The sequence below is a fragment of the Sinorhizobium numidicum genome, assembly GCF_029892045.1.
GTDB classification, from domain to species: domain Bacteria; phylum Pseudomonadota; class Alphaproteobacteria; order Rhizobiales; family Rhizobiaceae; genus Sinorhizobium; species Sinorhizobium numidicum.
The window spans coordinates 341723-357511 of sequence record NZ_CP120368.1; the positions used below are offsets into that span (position 1 = coordinate 341723).

Below are 15789 nucleotides of genomic sequence, written 5' to 3' on the forward strand. Positions count from 1 at the left end.
TTATGCGTTGCCTCCTTCCTTCGGTCTTGGCTAGCGTTGCGTTACCTCGGAGAGAAGGACGAATGCATGACAATACTGGTAACCGGAAGTGCCGGCCATTTGGGCGAGGCGCTGATGCGAATATTGCGGACGGCGGGACGCGACGCGCGCGGCGTGGATATCAAAGCCTCCGACTTCACCGACCACGTCGGATCGATTTCCGACCGCGCCTTCGTTCATCATGCAATGAAAGGCGTTCGGGCGGTTATCCATGCGGCGACGCTGCATAAGCCCCATGTCGCCACCCATGATTATTCCGAATTTGTCGAGACCAATATCGCGGGCACGCTTAATCTGCTCGAAACGTCGACGGATATCAGCGTCGGCGCCTTCGTTTTTACCAGTACCACCAGCGCTTTCGGATCGGCCCTGACGCCGGAGCCCGGTGCGCCGGCAGCCTGGATCACCGAGGACGTAACCCCGATTCCGCGCAATATCTACGGCGTCAGCAAGGTCGCCGCAGAGCAACTTTGCGAGCTCTTCGCCCGCCGGCACGGCCTTGCGACGGTCATTCTACGCACCTCGCGTTTCTTTCCCGAGGCCGATGACGATGCGGAAATCCGCACCCGCTACGAGACGGACAATGCGCAGGCGAACGAACTGCTCTATCGACGCGCCGACATCGAGGATGTGGCGAGCGCCCATCTGCTGGCGATCGAAAAGGCAAGCGATATTCGTTTCGGCCGCTATATCGTTTCGGCCCCCACGCCATTCACGCGCGCTGATCTCGCCGAGCTGCGGACCGACGCGCGAACCGTCGTTCGGCGTCATTTCCCGGAATGCGAGGCGCTATATGCGGCGCGCGGATGGCACCTTTTCCCGACCATCGATCGCGTCTATGTCAGCGCCCGTGCCATGGCGTCGCTCGGCTGGCGACCGAAATACGATTTCAACCATGTGCTTTCATGCTTGCGGCGCGGCGACGACTTCCGCAGCCCGCTGGCGGGTGAAATCGGCGCCAAGGGTTATCACGATACGGTCTTTGCGGATGGACCCTATCCGGTTGCGTGAGGTGAGCTATTCCCGAGGCCGGCCTGGGAACGCGCTGATCTCGCCGACCCAGGGCAGGGCGGAGGAGCACCAGATCTGCGAGCGCGGCGTAAGCTCGCGCCGCTGGTTGATCGTGCCCAAACGGATGCCGACTTCCTCAGCGTCCTCGTCCGTCCCCGTCGTATAGATCGGTGAACCGCATTGCGGGCAGAAGAACTGCAGGCGCTTGCGCCCATTTTCGGCGACCTTCAGGTAAAGCTTCGGCTCGCCGCCGGTCAGCCGGAAGGCGGCTCGCGACGTGCCCGCGGTCACGCGATAGGCGGAGCCCGTCAATTGCTGGCAGTCGGTGCAATGGCAGATCGATACGTCTTCCGGATCGATCTCCGCCTCATAGGTCACGAAGCCGCAATGGCACTGGCCGTCGATCCGCATCGAAACACTCCTCGTAGCTCTCCCTGACGAAGATACGATAGGGCGCCGGTGCTGTTAGTCCAGAGCGCTTATCGCGGTGCCTCAAACGCCGGTGAACAGCCACTCGTGTTCCTTGGCGTTGTGAAATTTCCAGACCCGCTTCGGGCCGGCCATGACGTTGAGGTAATAGGAGTCGTAGCCGTGCACCGCCGCGACCGGATGATATCCCTTCGGCACGAGCGTCACGTCGCCGTCTTCCACCGCCATCGTCTCGTCAAGCGAGCGATCGTCCGTATAGACGCGCTGCATCGCAAAGCCCTGCGGCGGGTTAAGACGGTGGTAGTAGGTCTCCTCAAGGTAGCTTTCGGCCGGTAGGTTGTCCTGGTCGTGCTTGTGCGGCGGGTAGGAGGAGGTGTGTCCGCCCGGCGTGATCACCTCGACGACGAGCAGCGACTGCGCCGATCCGTCGTCCTCCGGCATGATGTTGGTGACGTAACGGGTGTTGGTGCCCTTGCCGCGCGTCGTCTGCGGATGCGTGCCGGGGCGGATGACCTTGGCCTTGAAGCCTTCGCCGCCGGGCGCCGAGCAGATGGCGAGGTCGAGATCGGTCGTCGCCTCAGCGTGCCATTTGCTGCCTTTGGGCACGTAGACCGCATAGGGCTGGCCCTCGAAGGGCGTCATGCGTTCCCCGAGCTCGCCGAAGTCCTCGCCGTCGACAGAGATTTTCGCCTTGCCGCTGACGAGCACGAGGCAGAACTCCTTCGCGCCCGCTTCGCCGCCGGTCGTCTCCCCGGGCTTCAGCCGGTTGAGCGCGAAACCGACATAGGTCCAACCGGCGCTCTCCGGTGTGATCTCCTGCATCAGGCCGGACTGTGTCTTCGGTTTGACGAGCAGTTTGGACATTTCGACGGTCTCCTGACTTCTATTCTTTAGTCGCCGCATTCCGCGGCCGCCCCTTGCCTTAGGCCCTCTCCCCGCAAGCGGGGAGAGGGGCGTTCGAGCTTGTCGCTTGTCCCTTCGCCCCGCCTGCGGAGAGGACGGATGAGGAGCTTACTTGTCGAGCCCCGTTTCCTTCGCAAATGCCTTCAGCGATTTCAGCCCTAGCGACTGATATTCGAAGGGGTTGCGGACGGCCGAGTCCTGCTCGGCTTCGATCACCAACCAGCCATTATAGCCATGTTCGGCGGCGACTTTCAGCACGGGCAGGAAGTCTACGCCGCCTTCCGCGTCGCCGGGAACCGTGAAGACGCCGCGGCGCACGCCCTCGAGGAAGGAGAGGCCCTCGCTTTCGACGACGGTGCGGATCGCCGGACGGACGTTCTTGCAATGGATGTGGCGGACCCGGTGCATGTATTTCCGCGCCAGTTCGGCCGGATCGGAACCGCCGAACCAGGCGTGGCCGGTATCGAGCAGCAGCTTCGTTGCGGGACCCGTGTTCTGCATCAGCAGGTCGATCTCCTCGCCGGTCTGGACGATTGTTCCCATGTGGTGGTGATAGACGAGATCGATGCCCTGATCGGCGCAATATTCAGCGATCGCTTCGAGGTCGGCGCCGAACTTCGTCCACTCACCGGCCGGCAGCATCGGCTTGTCCTTGACGAGGGACTTGGAGTCGTCGCCATGGATCGCATTCGAGGTTTCGCAGGCGATCGCCACCTTGCAGCCATTGTGCTTCAGGAGGTCGAGATGCGGCTGGATCGCCTTCTTCTCGGCCTCGACGTCATGGGTCAGAAGATTGGTGGAGTGCCAGCCGGAGACGAAGACGAGATCGTAGGCGGCGAGCTTCTGCTTCAGCGCTTCCGGATCGGACGGCATTTTGTGGCCCTTCTCGATGCCGTCGAAACCGATCTTCTGGCAATCGGAAAGGCAATCCTCGAGCGTCAGATGCGCGCCGATCGAATGATCGTCGTCGTTGCTCCAGGCAATCGGGTTGGTTCCGTAGCGGATCATGTATTTCACTCTCTATTGCGTCATTCGCTTGGTGCGGATCGTTCGTTGTCTCTGCGTGGAGCAGTGGTGGCGGTGAGCTGTTTCCCCGGACGTGGAAAAGCGCTCGCGGGAAAACGCGAGCGCCGATTGCTGGCCTCAGCCGAAGCGTTGCGACTGGAGGGCCTTCTCGTAACCTTCTCGGGCCGCCTTCACCTGATCGCGCTCCGATACTTCCGGCACCGCGACGTCCCACCAGTGGCCGCCTGCCTCGGTCGTGATCAGCGGGTCGGTATCGATGACGATGACGGTTGTGCGCGGTTCGCTTGCGGTTTCCGCGAGCGCCGATTCGAGTTCGGGGATCGAGCCGACCTTGCGGGTGACGGCGCCCATCGCAGCGGCATGCGCGGCGAAGTCGATCTGCGGCAATTCCACGTGGTGCGTGTCCCGCAAGAGATTGTTGAAGTTGGCACCGCCGGTTTCCATCTGCAGCCGGTTGATGCAGCCATAGCCTGCATTGTCGAGCAGCACGATGGTGATCTTGGCACCCAGCATGATCGAGGAGGCGATCTCCGAGTTCAGCATCATATAGCTGCCGTCGCCGACCATGACGATCACGTCGCTGTCCGGCTTGGCAAGCTTGACGCCGAGGCCGCCGGCCACTTCGTAGCCCATGGTCGAGAAGCCGTATTCCATGTGATAGCCGCCGGGCTCTTCCGCCTGCCAGAGCTTGTGCAGCTCGCCCGGCAGGCCGCCGGCCGCGCAGACGAGGGTCGTCTTCCGGCCACCGCGTGCGCGCTGGACGGCGCCGATCACCTGGGCATCGGAGGGAAGCGCAACATTGGTCGTGGCCGTCGCCTTGTCGGCCGCCTGCAACCACTCGGCTTTGCCTGCCTTGGCCCTTTCCGTCCAGCTCGCGTCGGCCTTGTAGCCACCGAGCCCGCCCGACATCCGGTTGAGGCCGGCGCGCGCATCGGCGATCAGCGGCAGGCCACTGTGCTTGCCGGCATCGAAAGGCTGGACGTTGAGGCCGATGATCTTCAGCGCATCGTTCTTGAAGAGCGCCCAGGAGCCGGTGGTGAAATCCTGCAGCCGCGAGCCGACGGCGAGCACGACATCCGCTTCCTCAGCAAGCGCATTGGAGACGGATGTGCCCGTCACGCCGACGGAGCCCATATTGAGCGGATGGGAATGCGGCAGCGAGGACTTGCCGGCCTGGGTCTCGACGACCGGAATGCCGTGCTTTTCGGCGAATTCAGAGAGTTCCGCCGTCGCCTCCGAATAGAGCACACCGCCGCCGGCGATGATGATCGGCTTCTTCGCCGCCTTGAGCGTCGCGATCGCTGCGGACAGTTCGTCGAGATCGGGCTCGATCCGCCGCGGTACCCAGACCTTCTCGTCGAAGAAGGACTCCGGATAGTCGTAGGCTTCTGCCTGTACGTCCTGGCAGAGCGAAAGCGTCACCGGGCCGCAATCCGCCGGGTCGGTCAGGACCTGCATGGCGCGGCGAAGCGCTGGGACGATCTGCTCAGGCCGGGTGATGCGATCGAAATAGCGCGAGACCGGACGGAAGCAGTCATTGGCCGAAACCGTGCCGTCGCCGAAGCTTTCCACCTGCTGCAGCACCGGATCGGGCCGGCGGTTGGCGAAGACGTCGCCGGGCAGCAACAGGACCGGCAAGCGGTTGACGTGGGCGAGTGCCGCCGAGGTCACCATATTGAGGGCGCCCGGACCGATCGAGCTCGTACAGGCCATGAAGCGGCGGCGGAAGCTCGCCTTCGCAAAGGCGATCGCGGCATTCGCCATGCCCTGCTCGTTTTGGGCGCGGTAGGTCGGCAAGGTTTCCCTGACGGCATAGAGCGCTTCGCCGACGCCGGCGACGTTGCCATGGCCGAAGATCGCAAAAACGCCGCCGAAGATCGGCACGCGCTTGCCGTTGATGACCGTCATCTGCCGGGTCAGGAACCGCGCCACAGCCTGGGCCATGGTCAGCCGCACCGTTTTCTGGCTCATTTTCTGTTTCCTCCTCGTGGCGAAGTCCTGCTCCGCCATTATAAGTTAAAGCGACATGCGGGTGGAAAACCGCACACGCCTTTCCCGACTCTAGGCGGCCTTTGTTTCACCCAGTTGCAGCCAGAGATCCACCAGAGCCTTGAACTTTGCCGCCATGTCGGAAACGGCCTGCTCGTCGGTCATCGTGCCGGCGAGCCAGGTTTTGGCGGCATCGGCAAAGATCGTCCGGCCGACCGCAAATCCCTTCACCGTCTTCGATGCTCTTGCGGCGGCGAAGCCATCCTTCAGGATCTCGTAAGGCGCCTCAAGGCCGAGGAGGACGACACCCCGGCAGAGCGGATCGCGCTTCTCGATCACGGCGTCGATGGCACCCCAGGCGCCGCGGCTTGCCTGCGGCTCGAGCTTCCACCAGTCCGGCTTCAGCCCAGCATCATAGAGCTCGTTGAGCGCCCGCGGAATGGTCTCATCATCGAGCGTCCCATGCTTGCCGGCGATGATCTCGATCAGGATTTCGCGGCCGACCTTTCGCGCCGCCTCGAAGGCCGAGCGGAGCTTGGCGATCTGGACTGTCTTCAATTCGGCCGGATCATCCGGATGGAAGAAAGAGAGTACCTTGATGCAATGATCGATCGGCCATTCGATGAGGCGGCTGCCGAGGTCCTGGCTGAATTCGAACTGCAGCGGCCGGGAGCCCGGAAGCTCGATCGGCCTGGCGATCCAGAAGTCGCGGTGGGCACCCGCGGCAAAGAGCGCGTCGCGGCCATATTTGTCGTCGATCAACATGCCAAAACCTGGGCGGCCGGCGGCGACCTGGGCCGCGGCCTTGACCGCAAGCACCTTGAAGGCGGGGATGCGCGCCAGAAGTTCCGGTTTGCCTTCAGCAATATCTTCGAGCTGGCTGCGGTGATCGATCGCGAGTGCCATCAGAAGCGGGATGTCGCGGCGGCGGGTGGTTGCCCAGTGAACGTGGTTGATCGCCTCGTCCTTGCGCAGGGCCTTTTCCTTGCTGCCGTGTTCGAGGAAGAACTGCAACTCGGTCCAGGTCGGAATTTCCGGCGCGCAGAGGAGGCGTGAGACCGCGAAGGCGCCGCAGGCATTGGCCCAGGTGGCGGACGTCGCGTGCGGCTCGCCGGTGAGCCAGCCGCGCAGGAAGCCGGACATGAAGGCGTCGCCGGCGCCGAGCACGTTGTAGACTTCGATCGGGAAGCCCTTGCCGACGATGCCGTCTTCGAGATCGTCGGATATCGGCCCGTCATAGACGATGCAGCCCATCGGTCCGCGCTTGAGCACGATTGTGGCCCTTGAAAGCGAACGGATGGTCTTGAGCGCCTGGAGCAGATCTCTTTCACCGGAGGCGATCAGAACTTCCTCCTCCGTGCCGACGATGAGGTCGCAGTCGCCGAGAACGGTTTTCAGATGCGCCGAGACGCGATCGGAAGCGATATAGCGGCTTTCGCCCGCATCGTGGCCTGCAAGGCCCCAGAGGTTCGGGCGATAGTCGATGTCGAAGACGATTCTGGCGCCGCTCTCCTTGGCAATCCGCATCGCCTTGCGCTGGGCGCCGTCCGTGTTCGGTTTGGAGAAATGCGTGCCGGTGACGAGGATTGCCCGGGCGGAACGGATGAAGTCCTCCGCCACATCAGCCTCGCTAAGCGCATTGTCGGCACAATTGTCGCGATAGAAGAGCAGCGGAAAGGATTTATCGTTTTCGACCGCCAGGATCGCGAGCGCGGTCAACCGCTCGGGATCAGTGGCGATGCCGCGGGTCTCCACGCCTTCACGCGCGAGCTGCTCGCGGATGAACCGGCCCATCTGCTCGTCGCCGACGCGCGTCAGCAGCGCTGATTTCAGCCCGAGGCGTGCCGTGCCGACCGAAATGTTGCAGGGGCAGCCGCCGACGGACTTGGCAAAGCTTCCCACGTCTTCGAGACGGGTGCCGATCTGCTGGCCGTAAAGGTCGACCGAGGCTCTGCCGATGGTGATGAGGTCGAGGGGCCTGGCGCCCTTTGCCGATGGAATTTGGGCCGATGGAATCTGGCTCACTGCTTCCTCCCCGCGGACGCCGCGCCGGCGCCGACAATTATGCTTATGCGATGGGCGATGCGGTTATGAAACATAAATTCCGCCGTCTCGTCAATATGGAATTTTCATTCTATAAACTGCTGCGGGCGTCCGAAAGCCGGCGACGCTTCTCGGCGATCGCCACCGTTAGCGCCATGGCGAAAGCCATGCTCGCGGAGAGCGAACGGAAGCCGGCATGATCGGCCTCCACCAGTTCGAACCAGACCTTTGACGACTCGGCGAGCGGCGAAAAGGCCGAATCGGTCAGCGACACGACCGGCACCTTGCGGCTGGCAAGCACCCGCGCCTGGTTGGCGCTTTCCGAGGCGTATGGCGAAAAGCTGACGGCGAAGGCGGCATCCTGCTTGGTCGCCATCGCCAGCATGTCGTCGTCGATGCCGGCGGCTGTACCCACATGCTGATATTTCACCTTCAGCTTGCCGAAGGCGTAGGCCATATAGCTGGAAATTGGATAGGAGCGCCGCTTGGCGATCAGATAGATCGTCTCCGCCTTGGCGAGGATGTCGACGGCGCGATCGAAGGCCTCCGGTTCGACGGATGTGGCGACATTGTCCAGAGAGCGATGGGCGGCCGCCACGAAGCCGTTGAAGATCGAGCCGCTTTCGAGCTTGCTGTGGTCGTTTTGGCTCAGCGCCTTCAACCGTTCTTCGTAACCGGGCGTGCGCTCGCGCAGCCGTGCGCGAAAAATCTGCTGCAGGCTGGAAAACCCCTCGAAGCCGAAATGCTGCGCGAAGCGCACGAGCGTCGAGGGCTGAACATCGGCGGACGTTGCGATGCTGGCTGCCGTACCGAAGGCGATCTCGTCGGGATTGTCGAGCGAGTAGGCTGCCACCTGCTTCAGTCGCTTCGGCAATTGCGCCTTGCGTTCCAGAATGACGGCCTTTAGCGCCTCGAAGTCCTGAGGGACATCGGTGGTCGTCTCCGGCGTTGGCATCGTTTCGCTTCTCCAGGCTTGCTGCTTTCCGTCGGCCTCATTCTAATCGATTAATGATCGCCCGCATAGAACAGACGTTCCATTTTGCGAGGAAGCCGACTGGCGGGCGGTCAGCCGACCTGCACCCATTCGTTCGTCCTTGCCGAGTGGTAGGTCGCCGAGAGAACCTTTTGAACCTCGTAGCCTTCGCGGAAGTCGGTCGACGGCTTGCCGCCTTTGGCGATCGCATGGAGAAACTCGTGGACCTCGATCGCCTTCAGATCGTTGAAGCCGATCTGGTGGCCGGGCGCCACGCAGAATGCGCCATAGGGCGGGTGTTCCGGTCCTGCCCAGATGGTGCGGAAGCCGCGGCTGCGAATGTCGTCGCCGGCATAGTAGACCTTGATCTCGTTCAGCCGCTCCTGGGTGAAGACGATGCTGCCCTTTGAACCGTAGATCTCGAAATCATGCTGCATCTTGCGACCGGTGGCGATCCAGTTCGCCTCGAAACTGCCGGTGGCGCCGCTTTCGAAACGTACGAAGGCGCGGGTGATGTCGTCGACTTCGACAGTACGTGTCGCGCTTGCGCCGCGAGAGACAGGGCGCTCCGGGATCTGGATGACGGTTTCCGCGAGCACCGACTTGATCGGACCGATGAGGTGACGCATGCAGGCGATCATGTGGCTGCCGATGTCCGCGAGTGCGCCTCCGCCGCTGCGCGGATCAAGGCGCCAGCCCCAAGGGACGCTCGCATCTGCCATGAAATCCTCCGCGTGGACGCCGCGGAACGACCGGATTTCGCCGATCTCGCCGCTCTCGATAATATCCTTGGCGAGGAGGATCAGCGGGTTCTTCAGGTAATTGAAGCCGACCTGGGTTACGACGCCAGCCTTTTCGGCCGCCGCGACCATCTCCGCGCAGTCGGCAACCGTCGGTGCCAGCGGCTTTTCGCAATAGACATGCTTGCCGTATGCGATAGCCGCGAGCGCCATTTCCTTATGCAGAAGGTTGGGTGTGGTGATGTCGATGATGTCAATGTCCGGGTCCGTCAGCAGATCGCGCCAGTCGGCGGTCGCCTTGCGGAAACCGAGGCGCGCACGGGCGGCCTCGGCGCTTTCTTCGGTGACGTCGGCGACCGAAACCAGGTCCAGTTCGAAGGACAGCTCGAAGACCCGCGCCGCGATCGTGAAGCCGAGGGCATGGGCCTTACCCATGAAGCCCGTACCGATCAGGCCGATGCCGAGCTTGCGCTTGCCGCTCATATGTTCCTCCCGGGCCGAAGGCCCCATGTGTTTGGGAGAAATGAAATGAATTGTGCGAATAATGTCAATATGGAATATTTGTTCGAAATCGTCTCGTCGCGGTTGTGCCGAACGAAACAGCGCCGAGCTCTCCGGCACGTTATGTGCTAGGCAAGGGTGAATTTGTTAACGCATTTTTACCATGTTCCATTGAAACATCGCTGCTGACGACTGTTAGCGAATCGTCTCAAAGTCATCGTGATCTGGAGCCGAAGCCGGAGTGAGATCGCATGTGCCGCTGGGCAGCCTACCGCGGAGAGCCGCTCTATCTTGAAGAACTGGTGACGTCGCCGGCGCATTCGCTGATCGAACAGTCCCATTGTGCCACCCGAGCGAAGACCGCGACCAACGGCGACGGCTTCGGCATCGCCTGGTATGGCGATCGTCCGGAGCCCGGCCGCTACCGCGATATTCTGCCTGCCTGGTCCGACTGCAATCTAAGGAGCATTGCGCGGCAAATCCGCTCGAGACTCTTCCTCGCCCATGTTCGTGCGGCGACCGGCGGCGGCACGCGGCGCGACAATTGCCACCCCTTCGTCCACGGTCGCTGGTCCTTCATGCATAACGGACAGGTCGGCGATTTCGAGCATCTGCGCCGGCCGATGGAAAACATGCTCGACGACGAGCTCTATACGGCGCGCACCGGCACGACGGATTCGGAACTGCTTTTCCTCCTGGCCCTGCAATTCGGGCTCGACCGCGATCCGCTCGGCGCATGCGCCGAGGCGCTCGGCTTCGTCGAACGGCTTGCCGCGAACCTCGACCACTCGGTGCTCGTTCGCTTCACCGCCGCCTTCTCCAACGGTCACGATCTCTACGCGGTCCGCTACGCCTCGGACTGCAAGGCGCCGACGCTCTACGCAGCGCCAATGGGGCCGAATGGCGGTTATTGCCTTGTCTCCGAACCGCTCAACGACGACAACGCCTGGGCGGAGATCCCCGATGGCTCCGCCGTTATCGTCGGCGAAAATGGCGTTGACGTTCGCCTCTTCGGCGCGGCCGACGTTCCGGCTCGCGGACGCCTTGCCGCCACGCCGCGTCCCTTGGGCGCTGGAGAGGGTGTACAACTCGCCTAGATCAGGATGATTTTAGGTCGGATCGACCTAAAATCATGAACGTGATCGATTTTAATAAGTTAGCGCGGGATGCGGGCGGAAAACCGCGCACACTTTTCCTCATCCCGCGCTGATATCCGGGCGCCGCAGAGCTAGGCGGAAAGCTTCACGGCGATGAGCGCCGCGAGCTTTTCGGCCACTTCGTCCTTGCTCATCTCCGGCCAGTCCTCGGCGCCATCGCGGCCGATCAGCTTCACCCGGTTACGATCGCCGCCCATGACGCCGGTCTTGGGCGAGACGTCGTTGGCCAAAATGTAATCGGCGCCTTTCCTATCGAGCTTTGCGCGGCCATTCTCGGCGACGTTCTCCGTCTCGGCGGCAAAGCCGATGACGAGCCGAGGGCGTGAGCGATGATGCCCGATCGTCTTCAGAATGTCGGGATTCTCGGCAAGCTGGAGCGGCGGCGGGGCTTCGCCGGGCCGCTTCTTGATCTTGTTGCCGGCAGTTGAGGCGACACGCCAATCCGCGACCGCTGCGACCATCACGGCGACATCGACGGGAAGGGCGGCCGCCACCGCGTCGCGCATCTCTTCGGCGCGTTCGACCCGGATGACACGGACGCCGGCGGGGTCGGGAATCGTCACTGGCCCTGAAATGAGTGTGACTTCGGCTCCGAGCCGCGCAAGCGCCGCGGCGATCGCATGGCCCTGCTTGCCGGATGAACGGTTGGCGATATAACGCACCGGATCGATCGGCTCATGCGTTGGCCCGGAGGTGACGATCGCCCTTCGGCCGGCAAGCGGCCCCGCCGCTCCGCCGAGCATTCCTTCGATCGCCGCAACGATCTCCAGAGGCTCCGCCATCCGGCCTTCGCCCGCTTCGCCCCCTTCGGCCATCTCGCCCGCGGCCGGACCGATGAAAGGGATCCCATCGCCGGCTAAGATTGCACGATTGCGGCGAGTTGCCGGATGCATCCACATCTTGGGGTTCATGGCAGGGGCGAGGAGCACCGGCCGATCAGTCGCGAGCAGAATGGTCGAGGCAAGGTCATTTGCGTGACCATTGGCCAGCTTGGCCATCAGATCGGCGGTAGCCGGTGCCACAACGACGAGATCGCATTCCCGCGCAAGCCGGATATGGCCGACATCCTGTTCGTCCTCGCGCGAAAAAAGATCTGTAAACACATGGGAGGCGGAAAGGGCGCCGACGGCAAGCGGCGTGACGAATTGCTGCGCGGCCGCCGTCATCACCGGCCGGACCTCCGCGCCGCGTTCGCGCAGGCGGCGAATGAGGTCGAGGCTCTTATAGGCGGCGATGCCGCCGGAAATGATGAGAAGAATTTGCTTGCCGGAAAGTGTCATTCCGTTTCGGCCTGTTCCGCCGCTCCCGTCCATTTGTGGCGACCCTACTCGACCATCCGGCCAGGTGCAATTGCCGGAACGCCGCGTGCTTTTCACTCGGGAGCGGAAGGGCGCCTTGACACAGTCAGTTTCATGTAACAAACTGAGTTACATGAAACGCGATAGTCGACTTTCCATCACCCTCCACGCTCTGCTCCATATGGCCGAGCGTGAAATCATTACATCGGATGAACTGGCAGTCTGTCTTTCCACGAACCCCGTCGTGGTTCGCCGGACTATGGCAGGCTTGCGTGCGGCAGGCCTGGTCCGCTCGGAGAAAGGGCACGGAGGCGGTTGGTCGCTTGTGCGCGATCTCGCCACGGTGACGCTTGCGGACGTGCATGCCGCGCTCGGCGAGCCTGGCTTTTTCGCGATCGGCAACCGCACCGAGTCCCCCGGCTGCCTGGTCGAGCAGGCGGTCAATGCAGCCATGGATGATGCCTTGCGCGACGCAGAGGCCTTGCTTCTCGAACGGCTAACCAGGGTGAGCCTCGCGGATCTGTCGCGAGATTTTCAACGCCGCATGGCGGACCACTGCAGGAAGATGAAGGAGCCAGACTATGCCGAATGATGTCGCGATCGTGGGTGGAAGCTATGCGGGACTGGCCGCGGCTCTGCAATTGGCGAGGGCGAGGCGCTCGGTGGTTGTTGTCGACGCGGGGCACCGAAGGAACCGTTTTGCCGGAACATCGCATGGGTTTCTCACACGAGATGGCGAAGCGCCTGCGTCTATCGCCGAGAGCGGGCGGCAGCAATTGCTGGCCTATCCCGATGTTCGTTTCGTCGAGGGCGTAGCCGAAATGGCGCGGCCGGAAGGAGAGGGATTCAATATCTCGCTCCAGGGCGAAAATCTCAGCGCACGGCGGCTGATCCTTGCGACCGGGGTGGTCGACGAATTGCCGGCGATTCCCGGTCTTCGGGAGCGGTGGGGCCGGACGGTCTTCCATTGCCCCTATTGCCATGGCCATGAGCTCGCGCGCGGGCAGATCGGCGTATTGGCGACCGGTCCGCACGCCTTTTATCAGGCGATGATGCTGCCGGATTGGGGGTCGACGACCCTCTTTATAAATGGCGCTTTCGAACCGGATGCGTCGCAGTCGGCCATGCTCGCGGCGCGCGGCGTGAAGATCGAAAAGGAGCCGGTTGTCGAGCTGGAGGACTCCAAGGCAACCGTTATCTTGGCCGACGGGCGGAAAGTTTCACTCGATGGCCTGTTCGTCGCGCCGCGGACGCGCATGGCAAGCGACTTGCCCGAGGCGCTCGGGTGCGCGTTCGAAGAAGGGCCGATGGGGCCTTTCATTCGGACCGATCCGATGAAGGCGACGAGCGTTGCCGGCGTCTATGCCTGCGGTGACGCGGCGCGCGCGGCAGGCTCGGTGTCACACGCGGTCGGAGACGGTGTTACGGCCGGTATGGCTGCGCATCAGTCCTTGATCTTCGGTTAGAGGCGAGTGCAGGGCTATCTGCCTTTGCTCGCCTGGCATTGCTGCCATTTGCTTGGAAATGTCAGAGCATCGAGCGGCTGAGACCGCCATCGACCGGCATGGCGACTCCGGTGATGTAGGCGGCTTGGCGGCTCGCCAGGAAGGCGGCAGCAGAGCCGAACTCTGCCGGCGTCCCGTAGCGGCCGACGGGGATCTCCGACTGGCTGCGCGCCGCGACCGTTTCGATGCTCACCCCTTCACTCTCCGCATCCATCCGGTCGAAGCTCAGCGTTCGATCCGTGGCGAGGCGGCCGGGCAACAACATGTTGACCGTAATGCCATCGGCGGCGACCTCGCCGGCAAGCGTCTTCATCCAGCCGGCAAGCGCGCTGCGCAGCGCATTGGAAGCGCTGAGACCCGGAATCGGTTCGCGGATGCTGGTGGATGCGACCGCAATGATGCGGCCCCAGCGGCGTTCGCGCATCGGCGGCAGCAGCCGGTGGGCGATGCGCATTCCCGCGAGCACCAGCGCCTCGAATTGCGCTCGCCAAAAATCCGGATCGACGTCCGAGGCGAGCGTCGGTGGCGGTCCGCCGCCGTTCAGCACCAGAATGTCGATCGATCCGAACTGGGCGGTCAGCCGGTCGAGGAATGGCTCGATCGCCTCCGGCTTCAGGAGGTCGAGCGAAAAGCCAGAGGTAGAAGCGATACCCGCTGCGGCCTTTGCCGCTGTCTGCTCATCCCGACCGGTCAACGCGACAATAGCACCTTCGGCCGCAAGCGCCTCAGCGATGCCGCGCCCAAGGCCCTTGCTGCCCCCGAGCACGAGCGCACGTCTGCCTTCGATGCCGAGATCCATCACTCTTCCCCTCCTATTGCCATCGCCGCGTCCGTTGGAACGCGCCTGCGGCGCGCGGTCAATAGGGGAGAGGAAAAAGAAATCCCAACCAGGAACCCGGAAGAAAGACGAGGGGCCGCAGCCCGGCCGGGCCTCGTCTCCAGCCGTCTAACGGCAGAAGCGGATGCGTTTGATGTAGAGATTGCCGTGATGATCATATCGCCTCACCTTCCTGGTGAAGCAGTAAGCCCCGTAATAGTCATCGTGGTAAGGGCCGCCATAGTAACCGCCGGGAAAGCCGATGCGACCGCCCCAGCCGTGGCCGTGATATCCATGGCCGAAGCCGATCGAAAAACCACCCGCCTCGGAGGGGGCGGCGAAGGAGGTTGCGGCAGCGGCTGCGACGGCGAAAGCGATGATGGTCTTGCGCATTGTGTTCTCTCCTCTGTTTTCGGATGAACGTTCGTCATCCATCCGCAGAAGATCGCGCAATCCGCACATATTCGCAGTTTCGAATGGAACACCGTCGAAATGTACGGCCCCGTCTGCCCCCTATCCAGCCACGGCTGTCACGCGCGCAGCCGTGCCATGGCCAACACGTCGGCGAGCACACCGTCTCGCAAGGCGTAGGACTTCAATACGCCCTCTTTGACGAAACCCGCCTGACGGTAGAGCGCGATCGCCGCCTCGTTGTCGGTAAATACCGTCAACTCGACACGCGAGATGCCGAGCCAGCGGTCCGCCGCGTCGACCAGTTCGTTGAGCAAAGCTTTGCCGATGCCGCGCCGGCGGTAGTCGTCATGCACCGACATGCCGAGTTCCGCAGCATGTTGCCGTCGGCCCTTGTGGCGGTGCAGCCCGGCAATCCCGACGATGCGGCCCTCGAGTTCGGCAACGATGATCGTGTCGGTTTCTGCGAGATTCTCGAGCCATTTTCGCGTCTGCTCCGGGGGCGCGAAGGGCAGGCGCAGCGTCCCGGCGCGAACACCGGGCAAGTCTCTCAAGGCGGCCAGCGCCTCCCAGTCGCCAATGCATGCAGCACGGATGGAGAGTTCGGCGGAAGGTGCCGTCATCGTTTCCTCTTTCGTTCAGGAGCTAACCGAGGAAACAGGGCCAAACCCTGCTCGCCTCGGCAGGGTAGCTTGAAGACAGGTCGCTTAGCGCAGCAGGTCTCCTGCACACCCTGAGGTCTGCGCGGTCACCATCATCACGAGCGAAAAATGCCTGTCCATGGATGGATGCTACTGCAGGATGTGGAAAATCGGAAGGATCTTTTCGCATGAAGCGAGCAGGGTGGCCCCTCACTCCTGCCGCGCCCTTCTCTCCGCAGGCGGGGAGAAGGGACCCGCGGCGCCGCTTTCGCGCAACCGGTCACAAGCGGTGAGGGCCAATCACTA

15 protein-coding genes are annotated in these 15789 nt (G+C 62.9%); 4 read left to right on the forward strand and 11 right to left on the reverse strand.

Translation table 11 applies throughout. The features are described 5' to 3' along the window. Positions 1-66: 66 nt before the first annotated feature. Entirely contained in the window at positions 67-1050 is a 984-nt protein-coding gene (locus tag PYH37_RS12760; RefSeq protein WP_280735317.1) for an NAD-dependent epimerase/dehydratase family protein, read from the forward strand. Between the two features lie 6 nt (positions 1051-1056). Here the strand turns inward: PYH37_RS12760 and PYH37_RS12765 are convergent, their stop codons facing one another. The 7 genes from PYH37_RS12765 to PYH37_RS12795 all read right to left on the reverse strand — a co-directional run bounded on the left by PYH37_RS12765 (position 1057) and on the right by PYH37_RS12795 (position 9636). Continuing rightward, positions 1057-1461: a GFA family protein gene (locus tag PYH37_RS12765; protein ID WP_280735318.1), complete on the reverse strand. Its 405-nt coding sequence runs from the start codon at positions 1459-1461 to the stop codon at positions 1057-1059. Between the two features lie 81 nt (positions 1462-1542). Continuing rightward, on the reverse strand, positions 1543-2343 hold the full coding sequence (gene iolB, locus PYH37_RS12770) for a 5-deoxy-glucuronate isomerase (protein ID WP_280735319.1): 801 nt from the start codon (positions 2341-2343) through the stop codon (positions 1543-1545). 147 nt (positions 2344-2490) lie between these two features. Continuing rightward, entirely contained in the window at positions 2491-3390 is a 900-nt protein-coding gene (iolE, locus tag PYH37_RS12775; RefSeq protein ID WP_280735320.1) for a myo-inosose-2 dehydratase, read from the reverse strand. Between the two features lie 135 nt (positions 3391-3525). After that, positions 3526-5379, reverse strand: coding sequence for a 3D-(3,5/4)-trihydroxycyclohexane-1,2-dione acylhydrolase (decyclizing) (gene iolD / locus PYH37_RS12780; protein ID WP_280735321.1), 1854 nt, complete (start codon positions 5377-5379; stop codon positions 3526-3528). Between the two features lie 90 nt (positions 5380-5469). Beyond that, positions 5470-7422 (reverse strand): bifunctional 5-dehydro-2-deoxygluconokinase/5-dehydro-2-deoxyphosphogluconate aldolase, encoded by a 1953-nt coding sequence (locus PYH37_RS12785; RefSeq protein ID WP_280735322.1) that lies wholly within the window; start codon positions 7420-7422, stop codon positions 5470-5472. A gap of 109 nt (positions 7423-7531) precedes the next feature. Continuing rightward, entirely contained in the window at positions 7532-8395 is an 864-nt protein-coding gene (locus tag PYH37_RS12790; protein WP_280735323.1) for a MurR/RpiR family transcriptional regulator, read from the reverse strand. A gap of 110 nt (positions 8396-8505) precedes the next feature. Beyond that, complete coding sequence (locus PYH37_RS12795) at positions 8506-9636, reverse strand: Gfo/Idh/MocA family protein (RefSeq protein WP_280735324.1); 1131 nt, start codon at positions 9634-9636, stop codon at positions 8506-8508. A 269-nt stretch (positions 9637-9905) separates the two neighbouring features. Here PYH37_RS12795 and PYH37_RS12800 point away from each other — a divergent pair, with 269 nt between their 5' ends. Then, positions 9906-10751: a class II glutamine amidotransferase gene (locus PYH37_RS12800; RefSeq protein ID WP_280735325.1), complete on the forward strand. Its 846-nt coding sequence runs from the start codon at positions 9906-9908 to the stop codon at positions 10749-10751. 131 nt (positions 10752-10882) lie between these two features. On the opposite strand, the gene coaBC is transcribed toward PYH37_RS12800, so the two are convergent. Next, a complete protein-coding gene (gene coaBC / locus PYH37_RS12805) occupies positions 10883-12091 on the reverse strand; it encodes a bifunctional phosphopantothenoylcysteine decarboxylase/phosphopantothenate--cysteine ligase CoaBC (protein WP_280735326.1) in 1209 nt (402 codons plus the stop codon). A gap of 151 nt (positions 12092-12242) precedes the next feature. Here coaBC and PYH37_RS12810 point away from each other — a divergent pair, with 151 nt between their 5' ends. Continuing rightward, positions 12243-12701: an Rrf2 family transcriptional regulator gene (locus tag PYH37_RS12810; protein WP_280735327.1), complete on the forward strand. Its 459-nt coding sequence runs from the start codon at positions 12243-12245 to the stop codon at positions 12699-12701. Next, a complete protein-coding gene (locus PYH37_RS12815; RefSeq protein ID WP_280735328.1) occupies positions 12691-13575 on the forward strand; it encodes an NAD(P)/FAD-dependent oxidoreductase in 885 nt (294 codons plus the stop codon). The genes PYH37_RS12810 and PYH37_RS12815 overlap by 11 nt, the downstream gene beginning before the upstream one ends. 61 nt (positions 13576-13636) lie before the next feature. On the opposite strand, the gene PYH37_RS12820 is transcribed toward PYH37_RS12815, so the two are convergent. From PYH37_RS12820 to PYH37_RS12830, 3 genes are all read right to left on the reverse strand, one after another. Continuing rightward, on the reverse strand, positions 13637-14413 hold the full coding sequence (locus tag PYH37_RS12820) for an SDR family oxidoreductase (RefSeq protein WP_280736026.1): 777 nt from the start codon (positions 14411-14413) through the stop codon (positions 13637-13639). A gap of 147 nt (positions 14414-14560) precedes the next feature. Then, positions 14561-14824: a hypothetical protein gene (locus PYH37_RS12825; RefSeq protein ID WP_280735329.1), complete on the reverse strand. Its 264-nt coding sequence runs from the start codon at positions 14822-14824 to the stop codon at positions 14561-14563. A 137-nt stretch (positions 14825-14961) separates the two neighbouring features. Continuing rightward, the gene (locus tag PYH37_RS12830; RefSeq protein WP_280735330.1) at positions 14962-15465 is read right to left on the reverse strand and encodes a GNAT family N-acetyltransferase; all 504 of its coding nucleotides are present in this window, start codon (positions 15463-15465) and stop codon (positions 14962-14964) included. Between the last annotated feature and the right edge of the window lie 324 nt (positions 15466-15789).